The 18,670-nt window shown below is 65.6% G+C and carries 17 protein-coding genes; 8 read left to right on the top strand and 9 right to left on the bottom strand.

All coding sequences use genetic code 11. The annotated features are described in order from the left end of the window. Positions 1-1,329 (top strand): maltokinase N-terminal cap-like domain-containing protein, encoded by a 1,329-nt coding sequence (locus AC5Y4C_RS15820; protein WP_499906260.1) that lies wholly within the window; start codon positions 1-3, stop codon positions 1,327-1,329. Between the two features lie 107 nt (positions 1,330-1,436). Continuing rightward, positions 1,437-2,690 carry an IS30 family transposase gene (locus AC5Y4C_RS15815; RefSeq protein ID WP_499961778.1) on the top strand — a complete coding sequence of 418 codons (1,254 nt, stop codon included), beginning with the start codon at positions 1,437-1,439 and terminating at the stop codon, positions 2,688-2,690. 54 nt (positions 2,691-2,744) lie between these two features. Here AC5Y4C_RS15815 and AC5Y4C_RS15810 read toward each other — a convergent pair whose 3' ends face one another. Next, positions 2,745-3,821, bottom strand: coding sequence for an acyl-CoA dehydrogenase family protein (locus tag AC5Y4C_RS15810; RefSeq protein WP_499913398.1), 1,077 nt, complete (start codon positions 3,819-3,821; stop codon positions 2,745-2,747). 8 nt (positions 3,822-3,829) lie between these two features. Continuing rightward, entirely contained in the window at positions 3,830-4,966 is a 1,137-nt protein-coding gene (locus AC5Y4C_RS15805; RefSeq protein ID WP_499904648.1) for an acyl-CoA dehydrogenase family protein, read from the bottom strand. Positions 4,967-5,037: 71 nt separating this feature from the next. On the opposite strand from AC5Y4C_RS15805, the gene AC5Y4C_RS15800 reads away from it, so the two are divergent. Further along, a complete protein-coding gene (locus AC5Y4C_RS15800) occupies positions 5,038-6,009 on the top strand; it encodes an NADPH:quinone oxidoreductase family protein (RefSeq protein WP_499904650.1) in 972 nt (323 codons plus the stop codon). Here AC5Y4C_RS15800 and AC5Y4C_RS15795 read toward each other — a convergent pair. Further along, positions 6,006-7,487: a flavin-containing monooxygenase gene (locus AC5Y4C_RS15795; protein WP_499904652.1), complete on the bottom strand. Its 1,482-nt coding sequence runs from the start codon at positions 7,485-7,487 to the stop codon at positions 6,006-6,008. The two genes, AC5Y4C_RS15800 and AC5Y4C_RS15795, sit on opposite strands and share 4 nt — an antisense overlap. A 124-nt stretch (positions 7,488-7,611) precedes the next feature. On the opposite strand from AC5Y4C_RS15795, the gene AC5Y4C_RS15790 reads away from it, so the two are divergent. Next, entirely contained in the window at positions 7,612-8,832 is a 1,221-nt protein-coding gene (locus AC5Y4C_RS15790; protein ID WP_499904654.1) for an Rv1453 family transcriptional regulator, read from the top strand. 51 nt (positions 8,833-8,883) lie between these two features. On the opposite strand, the gene AC5Y4C_RS15785 is transcribed toward AC5Y4C_RS15790, so the two are convergent. Both AC5Y4C_RS15785 and AC5Y4C_RS15780 read right to left on the bottom strand, forming a co-directional pair. Further along, the gene (locus tag AC5Y4C_RS15785; protein WP_499904656.1) at positions 8,884-9,864 is read right to left on the bottom strand and encodes an esterase family protein; all 981 of its coding nucleotides are present in this window, start codon (positions 9,862-9,864) and stop codon (positions 8,884-8,886) included. Positions 9,865-10,246: 382 nt separating this feature from the next. After that, a complete protein-coding gene (locus AC5Y4C_RS15780; RefSeq protein WP_499904658.1) occupies positions 10,247-10,426 on the bottom strand; it encodes a hypothetical protein in 180 nt (59 codons plus the stop codon). Between the two features lie 56 nt (positions 10,427-10,482). Between AC5Y4C_RS15780 and AC5Y4C_RS15775 the strand changes: the two genes are divergently transcribed. Beyond that, entirely contained in the window at positions 10,483-11,871 is a 1,389-nt protein-coding gene (locus tag AC5Y4C_RS15775; RefSeq protein ID WP_499906262.1) for an amidase, read from the top strand. A 1,141-nt stretch (positions 11,872-13,012) separates the two neighbouring features. Beyond that, entirely contained in the window at positions 13,013-13,384 is a 372-nt protein-coding gene (locus AC5Y4C_RS15770; protein ID WP_499904660.1) for a hypothetical protein, read from the top strand. A 1-nt stretch (position 13,385) separates the two neighbouring features. On the opposite strand, the gene AC5Y4C_RS15765 is transcribed toward AC5Y4C_RS15770, so the two are convergent. Genes AC5Y4C_RS15765 through AC5Y4C_RS15755 form a run of 3 tightly spaced genes read right to left on the bottom strand, consistent with a single transcriptional unit; the run spans position 13,386 to position 16,075 of the window. Beyond that, positions 13,386-13,934, bottom strand: a complete 549-nt coding sequence (locus tag AC5Y4C_RS15765) for a nicotinamidase (RefSeq protein WP_499904662.1) — start codon at positions 13,932-13,934, stop codon at positions 13,386-13,388. Then, a complete protein-coding gene (locus AC5Y4C_RS15760; protein ID WP_499904664.1) occupies positions 13,931-14,704 on the bottom strand; it encodes a DUF427 domain-containing protein in 774 nt (257 codons plus the stop codon). The genes AC5Y4C_RS15765 and AC5Y4C_RS15760 overlap by 4 nt, the downstream gene beginning before the upstream one ends. A 9-nt stretch (positions 14,705-14,713) precedes the next feature. Then, positions 14,714-16,075: an NAD(P)/FAD-dependent oxidoreductase gene (locus AC5Y4C_RS15755; RefSeq protein ID WP_499904666.1), complete on the bottom strand. Its 1,362-nt coding sequence runs from the start codon at positions 16,073-16,075 to the stop codon at positions 14,714-14,716. 297 nt (positions 16,076-16,372) lie between these two features. Between AC5Y4C_RS15755 and AC5Y4C_RS15750 the strand changes: the two genes are divergently transcribed. Continuing rightward, on the top strand, positions 16,373-16,615 hold the full coding sequence (locus tag AC5Y4C_RS15750) for a hypothetical protein (protein ID WP_499904669.1): 243 nt from the start codon (positions 16,373-16,375) through the stop codon (positions 16,613-16,615). A gap of 67 nt (positions 16,616-16,682) precedes the next feature. Continuing rightward, complete coding sequence (locus tag AC5Y4C_RS15745; RefSeq protein WP_499904672.1) at positions 16,683-18,284, top strand: HNH endonuclease signature motif containing protein; 1,602 nt, start codon at positions 16,683-16,685, stop codon at positions 18,282-18,284. A 37-nt stretch (positions 18,285-18,321) separates the two neighbouring features. Here AC5Y4C_RS15745 and AC5Y4C_RS15740 read toward each other — a convergent pair whose 3' ends face one another. After that, positions 18,322-18,615 carry a DUF732 domain-containing protein gene (locus tag AC5Y4C_RS15740; RefSeq protein WP_499904676.1) on the bottom strand — a complete coding sequence of 98 codons (294 nt, stop codon included), beginning with the start codon at positions 18,613-18,615 and terminating at the stop codon, positions 18,322-18,324. Positions 18,616-18,670: the final 55 nt, after the last annotated feature.

Here is an 18,670-nt window from a genome sequence, read left to right as displayed (position 1 = left end):
ATGAACCTGCCTTTTGCCGAATGGCTTCCCCGGCAGCGCTGGTACGCGGGGCGCAGTCGGGAGCTGGCAGCGGCGCAACCTGCCCGGGTGGTGCCGCTGCGCGAGGACCTCGAGTTGGTTCTCGTCGACGTGTCCTACACCGACGGCTCATCCGAGCGTTACCAGGTGATTGTGCTGTGGGACTGCCCGCCGCCCGACGAGTACAGCCACGTCGCGACCATCGGCACGTCGTCCGGACCGGAGGGGGAGCACACCGGGTACGACGCGCTGTACGACCCCGCCGCTGCACACTTCTTGGTGTCGCTGATCGACGCCGACGCCACCCGCGGTGACGTCCGGTTCGCGAAGGAGCCCGGCGCGAGGCTGCCAGTCGACGCTGCCCCTCGGGTGTTCGAGTCCGAACAGAGCAACACCAGCGTGATCTTCGAGCAGGAAGCCATCCTCAAGGTGTTCCGCCGCATCGCGCCCGGGATCAACCCCGACATCGAGCTGAACCGGGTGCTCGCGCGGGCGGGCAATCCGCACGTCGCCGCGTTGCTCGGCTCGATCGAAATGCGGCTGGACGGGCAAGACTGGCCGTTGGGCATGGTCACCGAATTCGCGGCGAACTCCGCCGAAGGCTGGGACATGGCGACGGCCAGCACGCGTGATCTGTTCGCGGAGGGCGACCTTTACGCGTACGAGGTCGGTGGTGACTTCGCCGGGGAGTCGTACCGGCTGGGTGAGGCGGTGGCGTCGGTGCACGCGACGCTGGCCGCCGAGCTGGGCACCTCGACGGCCGATTTCCCGGTCGACGTGATGCTGGGGCGGTTGACGTCAGCGGCGGCTTCGGTGCCGGAGTTGCAGCAGTTCGCGCCGGCCATCGAGGAGCGGTTCCACAAGCTCGTCGGCGAGACGACGACGGTGCAGCGCATCCACGGCGATCTGCACCTCGGCCAGGTGCTGCGGACACCGGAGACCTGGCTGCTGATCGACTTCGAAGGGGAGCCGGGGCAGCCGCTGGACGAGCGGCGCAAGCCGGACTCGCCGTTGCGCGACGTGGCAGGCATGCTGCGGTCCTACGAGTACGCCGCCTATCAGCGGCTGGTGGACCACGACGGCGACACGGCCAAGCAGTTGGCCGCCCGGGCGCGGGAGTGGGTGGAACGCAACCAGGCCGCGTTCTGCGACGGATACGCCGCGGTGGCCGGCGCCGATCCCCGCGACTCGGCGACCGTGCTGTCGGCGTACGAGTTGGACAAAGCCGTGTACGAGGCCGCCTACGAGGCGCGGCACCGCCCGACGTGGCTGTCGATTCCGCTGCGGTCGATCGCGCGGCTGGTCAACTGAACGCTCGCTGGTCTGTGCAACTCCCGCGCCGAGCGTGAGCTGGTTGCGAAAAATCGGCCGGCGGTTTCAAGGGGTGATTGCAACAGCCTCTAGGTGAGGGGTTGTTGATGAGGGTGTCGCGGTATCCGTTTGTGGGTCGGCAGTTCTGGGATCTGATCGGTGCGGGCAGGTCTGTTGAGGACGCCGGGGTGGCCGTGGGTGTGTCGCGGCGGACCGGATGGGGTTGGTTTGCTGATGCTGGCGGGGTGAAACCGACTTTCCCAGATGAAATTGCCCCGCGTTCGCGACCTCGGCTGAGCCTGGAGGAACGTGAAGAGATTCAAGATGGGATCGCGCGGGGTGAATCGATCCGCTCGATGGCGCGCCGGCTAGACCGGGCCCCGTCGACGGTGATGCGCGAGATCAACCGCAATGGCTCATTTCGGGGACCGGGACGCTATCGGTCGCGGTATCGCTTCGGTGCCCGTTGGCGTGGCGGCTGGGATCCGACCCCGAGGTATCGGGCCAGCCGGGCCCATGCCCAGGCGTGGCGCAATGCGCGCCGCAGCCGGCCGGGCAAGCTGGCCACCAACAGTCGTCTGCATGACGAGGTGCAGGCCCGGTTGGAAAATGAACAGCACAGCCCCCAGCAGATCGCCCGGCGGCTGCCCATCGATTTCCCCGATGATGCGGAGATGCGGGTGTCTCACGAGACCATCTATCTGGCGATTTATGTTCAGGGCAAAGGGAATCTGCGCCGCGAAGTACATCGCTGCCTGCGCACCGGCCGGGCGGTACGCAAACCACATCGCCGTCCCGATGAACGTCGCGGCCGGATCAAGGACATGGTCAACATCAGCGATCGCCCGGCCACCGTCGCTGATCGTGCCGTGCCCGGGCATTGGGAGGGCGATCTAATCCTGGGTAGCACTGCTTCGGGCTCAGCCATCGGCACCCTGGTGGAGCGGGCCACCCGGTTTGTCATGCTGCTGCATCTGCCCGACGGACATGGCGCCGAGGCTGTGCAGGAGGCAATCGTGGCGAAGATGGCCGCCCTGCCCGCGACCCTGCGAAAGACACTGACCTGGGACCAGGGCAAGGAGATGGCTAACCACGCCCAGATCGCCAAGGCCAGCGATCTGGACATCTACTTCTGCGATCCGCACTCCCCATGGCAACGCGGCACCAACGAGAACACCAACGGCCTGCTGCGCCAGTACTTTGCCAAAGGCACTGACCTGTCGGTGTTTCCGGCTGACTACCTCGACTACGTCGCGGCCAAGCTCAACACCCGACCCCGCGAGACCCTGGGCTGGAAAACCCCGGCCGAGGCCCTCGATGAACTACTCTGCAACCCGTTCAAACCAACAGCTGTTGCATAGAACCCTTGAAACCGCCGCCGAAATATCGCCACCAGCTCACGCTCGGCGCGACGGTCACAACGTCACGATGTCGTAGTCGCCGACGTGCTCGACGAGCCTGCGCAGGTGGTCCGTGGACGAGCCCAGCGTCTGCTCGATCGCGGTCAGCCGGGCGGTGTAGTGGCCGACCGGATACTCCGCAGTCACGCCGATGCCGCCGTGCAGCTGGATCGCCTCCTGCCCGATGTGTCGGCCCGCCCGGCCGATCTGCAGCTTGGCGCGCGACGCAACCACCGGATCCAGCCGGCCGTCCGCGATCGACATCGCGGCGTACAGGCTCATGCTGCGGGCCATCTCCAGGGACACGTACATGTCGGCCGCCCGCTGAGTGAGCGTCTGGAACTTGTTCAGCGTCACGCCGAATTGCTTTCGGGTGGTGAGGTATTCGGTGGTCAACCGCAGCGCCTCCTCCATCGCGCCGACGGCTTCGGCGCACAACGCCGACTGCGCCCGGATCAGCGCGGCCGCAATGTGCTCCGACGCGTCGACCGCATCACCCAGCGGCTCCGCCGGCGTTTCTTCGAAGTCGATCTGCGCTGCGCGGCGGCTGTCGAAGGTGCGGTATGGGCGCCTGGTCGTCGCAGCCGCGTCGACGACGAACAGCCCGGTGCCGCCGTCGGGTAATGCGGCACTCACCACCAACGTGTCGGCGCTGTCACCGGCAAGCACGGGGTTCTTGCGGCCGCTCAGCGTCCATGAATCACCTTGTCGCGCAGCCGAAGTGGTGCCCTCGTGAGCGAAAGCCAGCATCCGCTGGCCGCCGGCGACCTCGTCGAGCAGCCCGCGCTGTGCGTCGGTGCCCAGTTCGGCGATCAGCCCGCCCGGTGCCAGCGCACCGAAGACGACCGGTTCCGGCGCCAGATGGCGGCCGACTTCCGTCATCACCACTAGGATCTCGATCTGCCCGCCGGCGTCCTCGTCGAACCCGAGACCCAGAATCCCGATCTCCGCCAACTGATTCCACACCTCGCGACTCCAGCCGAGCTCGGTGTCGGCGACCTTGTTGCGGCTCTCCTGGTCGTAGCTGCGCGACAACAGGCTGCGGGTGGTGTCGCGCAGCAGGATCTGCTCTTCTGAGAATTGAAAGTCCATGGCCTACCTCACAATCCGAGAATCGTCGACGCGATGATGTTGCGCTGGATTTCGTTGCTGCCGCCGTAGATCGAGGTCTTCCGATAGTTGAGATAGGTCGGAGCAGCGCGTCCGGTCCAGTCGTCACCACCGCCCAGCGCGTCGAAGCCGGCGACCTCGACCAGCAGTTCGGTGGCCGCTTGCTGCAGCTGGCTTCCCCTGAGTTTCAGCACCGACGAGGCCGGGTTCGGTTTGCCGTCCGCCGATCCCGCCACCACCCGCATCTGCGTCAATTCCAGTGACAGCAGGTCGTTTTCGACCTCAGCCAAGCGCGCGGCGAACAACGGATCGGCGAGCATTCCCTTCTGCGCGGCGTGCTGCTTGACCGACGCCAGCTTCACCTTGGTTCGGCCGACGCCCGCGATGCCGGTGCGCTCGTTGCCCAGCAGGAACTTGGCGTAGGTCCAGCCCTGGTTCTCCTCGCCGACCAGCTGATCGGCAGGCACTCGGACGTCTTCGAAGAACACCTCGTTGACTTCGACGCTGCCGTCGATCAGCTTGATCGGCCGCATCGTGATGCCAGGAGTGTCGAGGTCGATCAGCAAGAACGAGATGCCGGCCTGCTTCTTCGGCGCACCGGGGTCGGTGCGAACCAGACAGAAGATCCAGTCGGCGTACTGCCCCAGCGTGGTCCACGTCTTCTGCCCGTTGACCACGTAGCTGTCGCCGTCACGCACCGCGGTGGTGCGCAGCGACGCCAAGTCCGAGCCGGCCTCCGGTTCGGAGAAGCCCTGACACCACCAGATGTCGAGGTTGGCCGTCGGGGGAAGGAAGCGCTCCTTGATCTGCTGCGAACCGAACTCCGCGATCACCGGGCCCACCATCTTGGTGTTGAAGTTCAGCGGCTCCGGCACACTGGCCAGCTGCATCTCGTCGAGCCAGATCTGGTGCTGGGTGGGAGTCCAGTCCTTGCCGCCCCACTCCAGCGGCCAGTTCGGCACCGCCAAGCCGTTGGCGTTCAGGGTTTTCTGTGTGTTGACGATGTCGTCGCGCTCGAACACCCCTTCACGTACCCGCTGGCGTACCTCCGCCGGGATCTCGGTGGTGTAGAACTCGCGAAGCTCGTCGCGGAACTTCGCCTCGTCGTCTGTCAGCGCAAGCTGCATGGGATGCCTCCATTTCTTGCCGTTGGTGTGAACAGTAGGCTTTGTCGCCGCGGACCCAAATCGGAGGTGGCATGCGCGCAGCACAGGTGACCCGGCTCGACGGTCCAGACGCAATCGAGATCTCCGAGATCCCGGAGCCCAGCGGCGACGGTGTGGTGGTCGACGTACACGCCGCGGGTGTCGCGTTTCCCGATGCGCTGCTGTCTCGCGGCCTGTACCAGTACAAGCTGCAGCCACCGTTCGTTCCCGGCGGCGAGATCGCCGGCGTGGTGCGCAGCGTCCCGGACGGCAGCCACGTACGACCCGGGGACCGGGTCGCCGGGCTGACGATGATCAGCGGCGGCATGGCCGAAGTCGCGGTGCTGGACCCGCAGCGGACGTTCAAGCTGCCTGACAACGTCAGCTTCGAAGCCGGCGCCGGCCTTCTGTTCAACGACCTCACGGTGTACTTCGCGCTCACGGTCCGGGGCCGTCTCACCGAGGGTGAGACCGTGCTGGTGCACGGTGCCGCTGGTGGCATCGGCACCTCGACATTGAGGCTGGCGCCGGTACTGGGGGCGTCGCGCACGATCGCGGTGGTGAGCACCGACGAGAAGCGGTCTGTCGCAACGGCCGCGGGCGCCACCGACGTGGTGCTGGCCGACGGGTTCAAAGACGCCGTCAAGGAGCTCACCGACGGTCGTGGCGTCGACATCGTGATGGATCCCGTTGGCGGAGATCGCTTTACCGACTCGCTGCGTTCGCTGGCACCGGCGGGGCGGCTGCTGGTAGTGGGCTTCACCGGCGGCGAGATTCCGACGGTGAAGGTGAATCGGTTGCTGCTCAACAACATCGACGTCGTCGGTGTCGGCTGGGGCGCGTGGACGATGACGCATCCGGGCGCGCTGGCCGAGCAGTGGGCCGGACTGGAGAAGCTGCTTTCCTCCGGGCGACTGCGCGCACCGGAACCCGCGGTGTATCCGCTGGAGCAGGCTGCCGCCGCTGTGGCTTCACTGGAGAACCGGACCGCCAAGGGGAAAGTCGTTCTGCGCGTGCGCGATTAGACCGCCACCAACTCGTCGGCCGCAGTCCGGAACGTCAGATTCTCGTCGGTGACTGGGCCGTTGCGCAGCAACTCGACATCGCGGCGGTAGTCCATGACCATGCGCCACGGGCCGCGGTCGCCCTGCCGGGGCAACTGGTGCACGGCGCGCTTCACATAGCCGGCGTCGAAGTCCAGCAGTGGACCGGTCGCCATGTCCGGATCGCCTACCTCAGGGACGCAGATGTGGTAGCCGTGGTCGTCCATATAGTCGAGCAGACGGCAGAAATGCTCGCACAGCGGGCCGACTTTCAGCGTCCACGACGAGTTCGTGTAGCCGAACACGAACGCGAAGTTCGGCACGCCCGACAGCATCATGCTCTTGTAGGCCACCGTGTCGGGCAGATGCACCGGTTCGCCGTCGACGCTGAGTTGAATGCCGCCGAACGCCTGCAAGTTCAAACCTGTTGCGGTGACGATGATGTCGGCCTCCAGCTCGGTACCCGACTCGAGCAGGATGCCTCGTTCGGTGAACGTGACGATGCGGTCGGTGACCACCGAGGCGTTGCCGTCGCGGATGGCGTTGAACAGGTCTGCGTCGGGCACCGCGCACAACCGCTGATCCCATGGGTCGTAGCTGGGGTTGAAATGCTCGTCGACGGGATAGCCGTCGGGTAGCTGACGGGCATTGACGTAGCGAATGATCTGCCGGGCCGCACGCGGAAAGCGTTGGCACACACGGTAAACCGCTCGCTGCTTGAGCATGTTCTTGCGACGCGTGATCGCGTAGCCACGCCGACTGCCCAGGACCTTCTTCAACGCGTTGGCAATCGTGTCCTTCGACGGCACCGGCATGATGTAGGTGGGCGAGCGCTGCAGCATCGTGACGTGCGCCGCGTCGCCGGCCATCGCCGGCACCAACGTGACCGCTGTCGCGCCGCTGCCGATCACCACGACGCGCTTGCCGCGGTAGTCGAGGTTCTCCGGCCAGTGCTGCGGGTGCACGATCTGCCCGCTGAACCGGTCGCGGCCCTCGAAGTGCGGGGTGAAGCCTGCGTCGTAGCGGTAGTAACCGCCCGCGGAGAACAGCCAGTTCGCGGACACCGTGACCCGCTCACCGGCATGCTCGACGTCGACGTACCAGCGCGCGTCGCAACTCGACCAGGCCGCACCGAGAACCTTGTGGTCGAAGCGAATGCGTCGGCCGATGCCGTTCTCGGCGACGGTCTCGCGCAGATAGGCCAGGATCTTGTCGGCGCTCGCGATCGCGTCCTCGTCATCCCACGGCTTGAACTCGTAGCCGAAAGTGTGCAGATCCGAGTCCGACCGGATGCCGGGATAGCGGAACAGGTCCCAGGTGCCACCGATGTCGCCGCGTGCCTCGAGGATCGCGTACGACTTGCCGGGCCGCTCGGTCTGCAGGTAGTAGGCCGCGCCGATTCCGGAGATACCGGCGCCGATGATCAGGACGTCGACGTGGTCGGTGGGGACTTGTGGCATCACACTGGCTCCTTTGACGGTGCGTCCCATCGTCAGGCGTGAGGGGTCAGTCGAACAATGCCAAGTTGCACCGTTTCCGCTGGGTTACTGGTGCAATGTGCACCGACGGACCTACCATCTGCACATGGAGTGGCCGCGCCCGTCGCCACGAATCTGCGAGCTGATGCGCCAAGGCGCAGAGTTCCTGCTCAACGTGCCGCAGGAATGGCTCGACGAGTTGGACACCGCCACGCTGTCGTCGGAGTACATGCGTGTCATCGCCGGCGATCCCGTGCTCGCGGAGTCGATCCGGCGTAGCAACCGGGCGAACCTGCTGCACTGGGCCGCCGCCAACATCAGCCATCCGTGCGCACCCGTGCCTGCGAATCTCAGCCCGGAGACGCTCGATGTGGCACGTGACTTCATCCGCCGTGGCCTCGACGAGTCCGCCGTGGATGCATACCGGATCGGCCAGAACGTCGCATGGCGGTTCTGGATGCAGGTGGCGTTCGGGCTGACGTCGGACCCGGAGGAGCTGCGCGAACTGCTCGACGTGTCAGCACGCTCGATCAGCTCGTTCGTCGACGCGACGATCGCGGGCATCTATCGGCAAGTGGAGATCGAACGCGAACAACTCACCCGCGGAACGCACGCCGAACGTCGCGAGGTGGTCGCGCTGATTCTCGACGGAGCCCCGATCACCCGCCAGCGCGCGGAAAGCCGGCTCGGTTACCGCCTCGACCAAACCCACACCGCGGCCGTCATCTGGAGTGACCAGCCCACTGCCGATCTATCCGATCTGGACCGTGCCACCGACGCGGTGCTGCACGTCGGCGACGGTCGGCGGCCCCTGTCCGTGATGGCCGGCGCCGCTACCAGGTGGGTGTGGATTCCGGGTCGCGACGGCGTGGACCCGGCCCGCATCGCTGACGCGCTGGCAGACCTGCGTGGGGTGCGGGTCGCGGTCGGACCGAGCGCCACCGGCATCGAGGGGTTCCGGCGCAGCCACCTCGACGCGGTGACCACGCAGCGGATGATGGCCCGGCTGGGTTCGGCGCAGAAAGTGGTCAGCTTCACCGACGTGGAGCTCGTCGCGCTGATCACGTCGGATCCCGAACGCGCGGACCGATTCATTTCCGACACTCTCGGAGACTTCGAGCACGCCGGCCCGGAGTTGCACCGAACCGTGCTGACGTTCGTCAGCGAGCAGTGCAACGCGTCGAGGGCCGCGGCGAAGTTGTACACCCACCGAAACACGTTGCTACGCAGACTCGCCCGCGCTGAGGAAATGCTGCCACGGCCGTTGGAGAACACCAGCGTGCATGTCGCGGTCGCGTTAGAAGCGCTGCGCTGGCGAGGGGGATGAAACACTTCGGCCCCGGCGGTTGGGGTGCCGGGGCCGAAGTGGTTTCGATGGTCAGGCGGTGGGAGTTGCTCCCAACACCTGCTGGATGTCCGGCTTCATGGCCTGCAACTGGGCGCCCCAATAAGGCCAGGAGTGGGTGCCGTTCTCCGGGAAGTTGAACACGCCGTTGCGACCACCCGCCGCGAGGTAGTTGTCGCGGAAAGTGACGTTGGTCCGCAGCGTGAACCCTTCCAGGAACTTCGCCGGCAGGTCAGAGCCGCCCAGCTCGCTCGGCGTGCCGTTGCCGCAATACACCCAGATGCGAGTGTTGTTGGCCACCAAGCGCGGAATCTGCAGCATCGGGTCGTTGCGCTGCCAGGCCGGATCGCTGGACGGGCCCCACATCGCGGTCGCGTTGAAGCCGCCGGAGTCGTTCATGGCCATGCCGATCAGCATCGGCCACCAACCCTCAGACGGGTTGAGGAAGCCCGAGAGCGACGACGCGTAGATGAACTTGTCCGGGTAGTACGCCGACAAGATCAGCGCGGAGCCACCCGACATCGACAGGCCCACAACGGCATTGCCCGTGGGCGAGACGTTCTTGTTGGCGGCCAGGTAGGCGGGCAGCTCCTGGGTGAGGAACGTCTCCCACTTGTACGTCCAGGTGCCGCCGTTGCCCGTCGCAGGCTGATACCAGTCGGTGTAAAAGCTCGACATGCCGCCGACGGGCATCACCACCGACAACCCCGAACCGTTGTACCACTCGAACGTGGGCAGCTCGAGGTCCCAGCCGTTGTAGTCGTCGCGGGCCCGCAGACCGTCGAGCAGATACACCGCGTGCGGACCGCCGTACTGGAACTGCACCTTGATCTGGCGTCCCATCGACGGCGACGGCACCTGCAGGTACTCCACCGGCAGACCGGGCCGCGAGAACGCGTTTGCCGCCGGCATGCTGCCGACAATGCCGACGAGCCCCGGCAGCAACGCCGCGGCCACCGCAGCGACCGTCAGCCGGCGCCCCCACGCACCACGCAATCGTTCAAAGAACTTCATGTTCGGTATCCATCCCATCTTTCGTATGCCGCACCACATGCGATCGACGTCGTCGCTTCTGGGGTAGTGAACCATCGTTTGTCCGCAGTCCCGCCGATCTACACCCGATCTTGATGTCGCGGTTGGCTAACGATTTCACGTCGGGAAGGACTCAGGGGCGCCACCGCTGGCACCGGCTACATTCCGAAATACGTTGCAAGACAATGAATTTGAGTGCCACAGCTAGCGGGTAGATCGTGTTCTCGCGACCTGTGCACCCACATCAAGTCGAGCGCGAGTGGCTGGCGCAGCTGCTCACCACTCTTCACGGGAGGGCGAATGTGCCCATGTCGTAATGCAATTGGGATGGCGCCGGCGTGTCAGCGCGACAGCTCAGAGTCAGCTAGCCGTCGTCGCTGCGGGCCTCTGCGCCGCTCTCACCGACGTCGATGGCGTCGTCGGAACCCGAACGGCCGACGTACGTGCCGTCTTCGTCGTCTTCTTTGCCGGCGCGTGAGCTCGCGACGTTGGGATCCGACCCGACGTCGCCTTCGCTCTTGTCGTCGTCCTTCGGCGTGCTCATGAGCCGTCAGGTACCCGCGTGGCGACCGTCGGAAACCGGGCGGTGACAATGGCGGCATCGTGACCACCGACATCGCGTTCGCCGGCGCCGCCGAGCTGGCCCGCATGCTTGCCGCCGGCACTGTCAGCGCGCCGGCACTCGTCGAGGCCTATCTGGACCGGATCGCTCGGCTGGACCCGCTGTTGCGCAGCTACCGCGTGGTGCTCGCGGAATCGGCGCGTGACGAAGCCGCGGCTGCGCAGCGGCGCATCGACGCCGGAGAAAGGCTGCCGCTGCTGGGTGTTCCGATCGCGATCAAAGACGACGTCGACGTCGCAGGAGAGGTCACCGCGATGGGCACGGGGGCGCACGGGCCGGCCAAGACCCGGGATGCCGAAGTGGTAAGCAGGTTGCGCAAGGCCGGCGCGGTGATTCTCGGTAAGACGCACGTGCCCGAGCTGTGCATCTGGCCGTTTACCGAGTCGCTGACGTACGGCGCCACTCGAAACCCATGGGATCTCGGCCGCACTCCCGGCGGGAGCAGCGGCGGATCGGCGGCGGCGGTGGCCGCGGGGCTCGCAGGGATGGCGCTGGGGTCCGACGGCGCCGGATCGATACGGATTCCGTCCACCTGGTGCGGCGTGTTCGGGATCAAGCCGCAGCGGGACCGGGTGCCGCTGGCTCCGCATGACAACGCTTGGTACGGGCTCAGTGTCAACGGTCCGATCGCCCGCAGCGTCGCCGACGCAGCGCTTTTCCTCGACGTCACTACCTCGATACAAGCGCCACCGGGCGGGTTCGTCGGTGCCGCGGCGCGCCCACCGGATCGGCTACGAATTGCATTGAGCTGCAAAGTTCCTCCGCCTCTGATTGCACCCGTCGGCCGGGCGCAGCGTCGCGCGATTCACGACGCCGGCGTGCTGTTGCGCGAACTCGGCCACGACGTCGTCGCCCGCGATCCGGACTATCCACCGACCGCCACGCTGACCAACCTGCTGCCCCGGTACCTGCGCGGCGTGCACGACGACATCGCGACGATGCCCTACCCGCAGCGACTGGAAGCGCGCACTCGGCGGATAGGACGGCTGGGCGGTCTGTTCTCGAACCGCCGGATGGCCGCCGTCCTCGCGGCCGAGGACCGCGTCCGCGCGCGAGTGCTGTCGATCTTCGACGACGTCGACGTCGTCGTCACCCCCGGCGCGACGACCGGGCCACCGCGGATCGGTGCCTACCAGCGCCGAGGCGCTGTCACGACGCTGCTGCTCGTCGGCCAGCGGGTGCCGTTTCAGGAGATGTTCAACGTCACCGGCCAGCCGGCCGCGGTGGTGCCGTTCGGCTTTGACGCCGACGGGCTTCCGCTGTCGATCCAGCTGGTCGGCCGGCCGCACGACGAGGCCACTCTGCTGTCGTTGAGTGCGCAGATCGAATCGGTGCGGCCGTGGGCGCGCCGGCCGACGGTCAGCTGACACGATGTCGAACTATGCGCACGACCTTCAAGCCGCGGGTAAAGCACAGGACTTCCTCATAACGGGGTCAAGCACCCCGCAGACTATCAAGGGAAACGTGCGTTGATATCGCAAAGAAACGTGGTCAGCGCGATCACAGTGTTAGCAGCGCTTCTGCTAATTACAGGGTGCGCGGACATCGGTTCGGAATCTGTGGACAACATCCCAGCCCACGAAGCCGCGCAGAAGATTGACGCCGCCGCCAAGTCGGTGCCACTGCCAGACTCGTTCGTCCCCATTCAGGCGTTCGAGGCACATCCAAACCTCGGCTCAGAGCGGAGCATAGGAGCCGCCTTCGAAGCCCCGAAGCAAGACGTGGATGCGTATTTGCGCCAGATGCACGCTCAAAGAGACGCGACTTTGCTCCGACCCGTGGCCGGATGTGCCCCGCCCCAACTGAACAGAGCATGGTGGCGGAACCACCTCGTGCCTTCCTTGACATGTGGTATCGATCAGGTGTGTTTGGCCAATGTGCCACTGTCGAGCAATGGACCATCTGGAATACAGAATGGAAAACCGGCGGAGCGACAACCGGAAATGTTTACCGGGAACTGAACCCTGACGCGAGCGGGAGCCGCGTTATTAACTTTGTCATAACACTTGTAGGTCCGAATGAACATTGAGTCGAAGGCCACCGCTGTCAATAGCGAATAGCGAATAGCGAATAGCGATCGTTCGTACCAACGTTTTTCCGGTCAAGCTGCTGACGGTAACGGCACTATTGTTCGCTGCGGGCTGTTCGAGCGACGACAAAACGGTGACGCGGGACATCCCGTTGACCGATGCGAAACAACGGGTCAACACCGAGCTCAGAACCGCGCTTCCATCTGAGTTCATACCGATCAGCGCTATCGAGGGTGCCTGTCGACATGCCTCTGTCGTATTCAGTCCTCTTCGCGTTATACGACCGAGGTGTCTTCGACCGCTGCGCCACGATGCGCGCTCTATCTCCAAGAGAATGCTCCGGCGCAAGAACGCGACCCGGCTATGAAAGTCCTCGTGTCGGTGTCGACGTCTTGGGGCGGCCCAGATGTCGGCGTCCGTGGTCAGGCTGGATCGGCGACTGTGTTTAGTGGACGGAGGCGGCGGATAATCGAGCGCTATGCCAACAGACAGGGCTGATGATCCCGACGCAGGTGGGCCGGGCGACACCCTGAGCCCCGCGGAGTCGCTGGACTCCGACGACGTACGCAACGACGACGGTGACGAGGTGGTGGAGCCGCCTGACACCTGGATCGAGCCGCGTGACGACGATTCGCTCGACGAGCGGCTGGCCGCCGAAGAGCCCGAGCCCGCCGCCGACGGCCCCGCGCCCGACCCGGACACCTTGGAGGACGGCGTTTCTTCGCCGGAGTTCGGACTGAAGGAAGCTGACGTGGTGGACGGGGTGATCGTCGAGGATTCCCGCGTCACGCGCGGCCAGGTGGACGGCACGCCGGAAGACGGCGACTCTTTCTTCCCCGTCGCCGACTGAATCAGGCGACTGCGACGCCGCGTGAGCGGAGATCGTCGAGCGCGGTGTGCGACGTATCCGGCGCGACGCCTGCCGTCAGGTCGCTCAGCACCGTCGTCCTGAACCCGTGGCGGACAGCGTCGCGGGCGGTCGCATGGACGCAGTAGTCGGTCGCGATGCCGACCACCACGACCTCGTCGACGCCCCGCTGCTTGAGCCAGTCGGCGAGAAGTGTGCCGTTCTCGTCAGTGCCTTCGAAGCCGCTGTACGCCGCTGAGTACCGGCCCTTGATGAACACCGCCTCGATCGGCTCGGTGGATAGGTCGGGGTGAAACTCAGCACCGGGCGTGCCGGCGACGCAGTGCCGCGGCCACGAGTGCAGATAGTCCGGGTTCTCGGAGAAGTGGCTGCCCGGGTCGACGTGAAAGTCCTTGGTGGCCACCACATGGTCGTAGTGGGTGGTTGCAAGGTGGTGGTTGATTGCCCGCGCGACGCGGCTGCCGCCGGTGACTTCGAGGGTGCCGCCTTCACAGAAATCGTTCTGGACATCGGTGATGATCAGCGCCTTCATGACCCCACGGTAGCGCCGTCGACCGTGACGTCGAGTTGCTCGTCGAAGAAGCAGACGAGGCCTTCGATAGGGGCGGCTTCTCGTAGCGGGCTGCGGTAGGTCCAGGCGATGTCGCGCGGTCCGCCGGGCAACGAGAAGTACGACGCGCGGCCCTTGTACGCACAGTAGGTGACAGTGTCGCTGGGTTCTAGGCGCACGGCGACGTCGTCGGGAGGAAGGTAGTACCGCACGCGCAGAAGCGTTTCGAACAACAGCACGGGCTTCGTCGACTCCGCGAGAACCTGCCCGCCGAGCTCGATGCGGACATGGCGGCTGCTGCGCAGAATGTCGATCCGGTGAAACGGATCGTGTGGATGAGCGACGATCGGCTCGTCCTCTTCACGCCAGTCGAACGCGGCGAAATCCAGCATGACATGACGTGCTAGGTCTGGGTCGGTCGGACGAAAAGCGGCTGACGGCAGCGTGATACCGGCGACCGCGACATCGTAGGACTGGCCGGGGCTGCTGTGGTGGGCGAAAGGATTGCTGGGGTCCAGGATGGGCGCATCGACGGACCCCGGCCGGTTCGTGGTCGGCTGTAGCTGCGCTGAGACCGCTTGCAGCGGAACAGCATACGTGGGAACGACGCGCCGGGGCTCCCAGACCAGCAGACCGTCGCAGGTGTCGACGACGACGTGGTGGTTCACCGCGGCGCGTAGCCGTTTCGCGGTGGGTTGGTAGCGCAGAGTGTCGAGTCGGGAGCCGAGGAGATCGGTGATTTTTACCGCCATGTGGTCGGCTTAATGCTGCTTCGGCTTCGCGTCAAGACTGTGGTGTCCCTGATGTACCGGTGATTCCCATGTGTATGGCTCCTCGGGGTGGCCCGAACCGCCGAGGATGAATGTCCGGTCGCTGCGGTTGGCCCGCGCAATGCTCGCCATCCACGTCGCGACGGTGCTGAAGCGGTTGCGTACCCCGGTGAGGAATGCGATGTGGATGAAACCCCAGGCCAGCCAACCGAGGACGCCCGTGATCTTGAGGGGTCCCGCCTGCAGAAGCGCATGGCCACGGCTGATGTACGCCGCTGATCCGAGGTCGCGGTAGCGGTAATCCTTGCGTCCGCCTCTGCCGAGTTCGCGCCGGATGCAGGCGGCCACGTGCCATCCGCCCTGCATGGCGTTCTCCGCCACGCCGGGCAGGCCGTCACGCCCGGCCAGGTCACCGACGACGAAAACCTGGGGATGTCCGGGCACGGACAGGTCCGAGTTCACCGAGATGCGCCCGGATCGGTCGGTCTTGGCGCCCAACACCTCCGCTGCGTGCCGCGCAAAGGGGACGGCCTCCACGCCGGCCGTCCACAGCACCGTGCGGGTGGCGTAATTCTGTTGCAGGCCACCATCTTTCCGGCTCACGGTCACCCCGTCGCGTCGGACGTCGGTCACGTGCACGCCGAGGTGCAGTTCGACGCCCAATGCCTCCAATGTCCGTGACGCGCGCTCACCGAGCGCCGGTGCGAAGCTCTTGAGGACCCGGTCTCCGCCGTCGAACAACAGCACCCGCGCGTCCTCCGGGTTGATGCTGTGGAATTCATTGGCTAGCGAACGGGTCGCCAATTCCCGGATCTGCCCGGCCAGTTCGACACCCGTAGGCCCTGCTCCGGTGACGGCGAACGTAAGCCATTGGTCTCGCTGTGGACCAGGCGGCAGGCTCTCGGCGATCTCGAACGCTGCGAACACTCGACGGCGAATGCTCAATGCGTCGTCAAGCGTCTTCATTCCGGGTGCCCATGCGGCGAACTCTTCGTTGCCGAAATAGGACTGGCGCATGCCGGCCGCGATCACCAAGTAGTCGTACTCGAGGTCGAAAGTCGATTCATCGGGACGACGGGCGGTGACTCGGCGTGCATCAGCATCGAGTCTGATGGCTTCGCCGAGCAGCGTCGTGACGTTGCGGTGGCGGGCCAGTTCTTCGCGGAGCGACCGGCTGATTTGGCCGATGCTCAGCGTTCCTGTTGCACATTGGTACAGCAGCGGCTGAAAGACGTGGCAGGCGGTGCGGTCGAGAAGTGTGACGTCTACATCGACGCGTCCGAGTCGGCGGGCGCAGAACAGACCGCCGAACCCTCCGCCGATGATGAGTACGTTGGGGCGCCCGTTGCTCATGAAAGTCCGACTCCGTTCTGCATGTCATCCTGCGTTCCAGTCCATCTTCGCTGTTGCTTCGGCCGACTGGTCAACGAAGGATTGGTAGTGATAAAACGCTTGGTTGAAGGGGTTTCTCGTGCAGTCCACTCAGACACGCGAATTAGCCTCGGCGACAGTAGCTTTCGTGGGTTATACCGCAGTCATGCTCATGATCGAGCGACGGCTGCGACCCACTGGCGGCCCAGGGATCATTCCGTTCGAACTGGCCGGGACCGCACCGCGAGCCGAACGCATGGATTCCTGACCGCGCTGCTGGTGGACCGGGCGCGCCGCCGGATCCAGCATCCGCCGATTGTGGTCGCGGTGGTGGTACCTGCTGTCTTGGCCGATGCGTTGGAGGGAGTGTCGTTGCTGAAGGTTCTGGATCGTGAGGCGATTGCGGTCAATACGCGTCGGGCGCGCCGCGCGGCACTGGTCAAGTTCGCCTCGCTCGGTACCGCACTGCTTTACGTCGTCGGCGCAATACTAGGCTGCCCATTCCGGCACCCGAGCAACTGATTCGGTTCATCCACAGGCTCGCGACGAAGTGATCGGTCGGTCAGTGGATCCAGCTATACTCGAACACATGTTCGATGACCTCCCGCCCGAACCCGAGGCGTTGCGCGCAGCCGACGACGAGACCGTGGTCGCGGCCATCGAGCAATGGAACCGCGTCGAGGCGGCGGCCTGTGCGCGCCGGTTGGCCGCAATTGCCGAACTCACCGGACGGCGCTGCGACAAGGAAGGCGATCGCGCGCACTGGGCCTGCGATGGTTGGGACAGCGTCGCTGGCGAAGTAGCTGCCGCGTTGGGCACCAGTCCGAAAAAGGCGTCGAGCCAGATGTCGTTGAGCTTGACATTGCGTGACCGCGTGCCCAAGGTGGCTGCGCTCTTCTTGAAAGGGAAGGTCAGCTACCGGGTGATTTCGGCGATTGCCTGGCACACGCATCTCGTCGAGAACGCGGCCGTGCTGGAGTACATCGATTCAGCGCTGGCAGAGCGCGCCGGCAGCTTCGGCGAGTTGTCGGATTACAAATTGGCTCAGGCGATCGACGTGTGGATTGATCGCCGTGATCCCGATGCACGCCGACAGGTGCGTCAGCGTGCGCGCAGCCGCGATTTGCACGTGGGCAAAAAAGACGACGCGCGCGATACCACCGCGGTGTGGGGTCGGCTCTATGCCAGTGACGCCGCGGTGTTGGACCGCCGGCTCATGACGATGGCCCACGGAGTCTGCGACGATGACCCGCGTACCATCGCACAGCGCCGTGCCGACGCGCTCGGGGCGCTAGCGGCAGGGGCCGACCGGTTGGCGTGTGGTTGCAACAACCCGGACTGCTCGGCTGGCGGTGCCGACGCGAGAGCGGCCAACGTCGTGATCCACGTGGTCACCGACGCCTCCGCTCTTGGCGCCCAGCCCGATTCGCGGATGTCCGGGGAAGAACCCGCCGCCGGCGAGTTGGAACCGCCGCCGCCACAGGAGCACGCACCGGCAGTGGGCCTGTTGGGCCGCCGGGGCATCGTGCCGAGCCCGCTGTTGGCCGAGCTGATCCGCCGAGGCGCCACCGTCAAGCAGGTCTACACGCCCGGCGCCATGCCCGAACCGGGCTATGTCCCGTCAGCCAAGATGGCCGAATTCGTGCGCTGTAGAGATCTCACATGCCGTTTCCCCGGATGCGAGCACCCCGCGGAATTGTGCGATGTCGACCATACGATTCCGTGGCCGATCGGCCCGACCCACCCGTCCAACCTCAAGTCACTTTGCCGAAAACACCACTTGCTCAAGACTTTCTGGACAGGCATCGGCGGGTGGGTCGACGAGCAATTACCCGACGGCACCGTGATCTGGACGGCGCCCAGCGGCAGAACCTACAAGACACTGCCGTGCAGCCGAATCTTCTTCCCCGCCTGGAACACCGCGACCGCCGCACTTCCCAAACGACCGGTGTCGGCAGACCCGGTTGCCAGTCGCGGGCTGATGATGCCGCGGCGACGCCGCAGCCGTGCGGCTGACCGCGCCCACCACATCGCGCAGGAGCGCAGGCTCAACGCGGCCGCTCTAGCGGAGTATCGACGCCAACCGAGCGCCGCTCGAGCCAAACCGCCGCCACCGCCGCAAGAGCGGGCCGATATATGGGACATCGAGCGCAGGAGTATGACCGACGACGACGACCCGGCCCCGTTCTGAGGCCGTCAAAGCCGCTGCCTCCCAGTGATATTCGAGATCAGCAGCCGAGCGTGACAGCGGCAGTGCTGACGATGTCCACCGCTACAGCCAGCGACGCCTTGAGATCGTCTTGCACCATTTTGGCGGCATCGGGGGAGATCATGCCGCTGTCGATGGCGCGGCACACTCGGTGGCCTTCGTCGAGCAATTGCTGGTTACTGAGGAACGGATACTTCGGCGCCAGCAGATGCAGGTACTCGTTCTCGCCGGCGGCCGCAGGTGCGGCGGTCGACACCGCGACGGCCAGCGCGGCCGCACCCGCGGTGGTCAGAATGCCTAGTGCACGAACCACGATCGATCACCTCCGCCTGGAGTCAACCCTCGACAAAGCCTAGGGCACCAAGGGC

The organism is Mycobacterium sp. NGS35 (genome assembly GCF_059812855.1).
The sequence above is the reverse complement of the archived record's forward strand: the minus strand, read 5'-3'. Positions and strand labels throughout refer to the sequence as shown.

What these genes read in the sequence shown, in the direction of transcription:
- AC5Y4C_RS15815 (WP_499961778.1), top strand. Translation starts at nt 1,437, where the DNA reads ATGAGGGTGTCGCGGTATCCGTTTGTGGGTCGGCAGTTCTGGGATCTG.
- AC5Y4C_RS15745 (WP_499904672.1), top strand. Translation starts at nt 16,683, where the DNA reads ATGTTCGATGACCTCCCGCCCGAACCCGAGGCGTTGCGCGCAGCCGAC.
- AC5Y4C_RS15755 (WP_499904666.1), bottom strand. Translation starts at nt 16,075, where the DNA reads ATGAGCAACGGGCGCCCCAACGTACTCATCATCGGCGGAGGGTTCGGC.
- AC5Y4C_RS15810 (WP_499913398.1), bottom strand. Translation starts at nt 3,821, where the DNA reads ATGGACTTTCAATTCTCAGAAGAGCAGATCCTGCTGCGCGACACCACC.
- AC5Y4C_RS15820 (WP_499906260.1), top strand. Translation starts at nt 1, where the DNA reads ATGAACCTGCCTTTTGCCGAATGGCTTCCCCGGCAGCGCTGGTACGCG.
- AC5Y4C_RS15785 (WP_499904656.1), bottom strand. Translation starts at nt 9,864, where the DNA reads ATGAAGTTCTTTGAACGATTGCGTGGTGCGTGGGGGCGCCGGCTGACG.
- AC5Y4C_RS15780 (WP_499904658.1), bottom strand. Translation starts at nt 10,426, where the DNA reads ATGAGCACGCCGAAGGACGACGACAAGAGCGAAGGCGACGTCGGGTCG.
- AC5Y4C_RS15770 (WP_499904660.1), top strand. Translation starts at nt 13,013, where the DNA reads ATGCCAACAGACAGGGCTGATGATCCCGACGCAGGTGGGCCGGGCGAC.
- AC5Y4C_RS15795 (WP_499904652.1), bottom strand. Translation starts at nt 7,487, where the DNA reads ATGCCACAAGTCCCCACCGACCACGTCGACGTCCTGATCATCGGCGCC.
- AC5Y4C_RS15760 (WP_499904664.1), bottom strand. Translation starts at nt 14,704, where the DNA reads ATGGCGGTAAAAATCACCGATCTCCTCGGCTCCCGACTCGACACTCTG.
- AC5Y4C_RS15805 (WP_499904648.1), bottom strand. Translation starts at nt 4,966, where the DNA reads ATGCAGCTTGCGCTGACAGACGACGAGGCGAAGTTCCGCGACGAGCTT.
- AC5Y4C_RS15765 (WP_499904662.1), bottom strand. Translation starts at nt 13,934, where the DNA reads ATGAAGGCGCTGATCATCACCGATGTCCAGAACGATTTCTGTGAAGGC.
- AC5Y4C_RS15790 (WP_499904654.1), top strand. Translation starts at nt 7,612, where the DNA reads ATGGAGTGGCCGCGCCCGTCGCCACGAATCTGCGAGCTGATGCGCCAA.
- AC5Y4C_RS15800 (WP_499904650.1), top strand. Translation starts at nt 5,038, where the DNA reads ATGCGCGCAGCACAGGTGACCCGGCTCGACGGTCCAGACGCAATCGAG.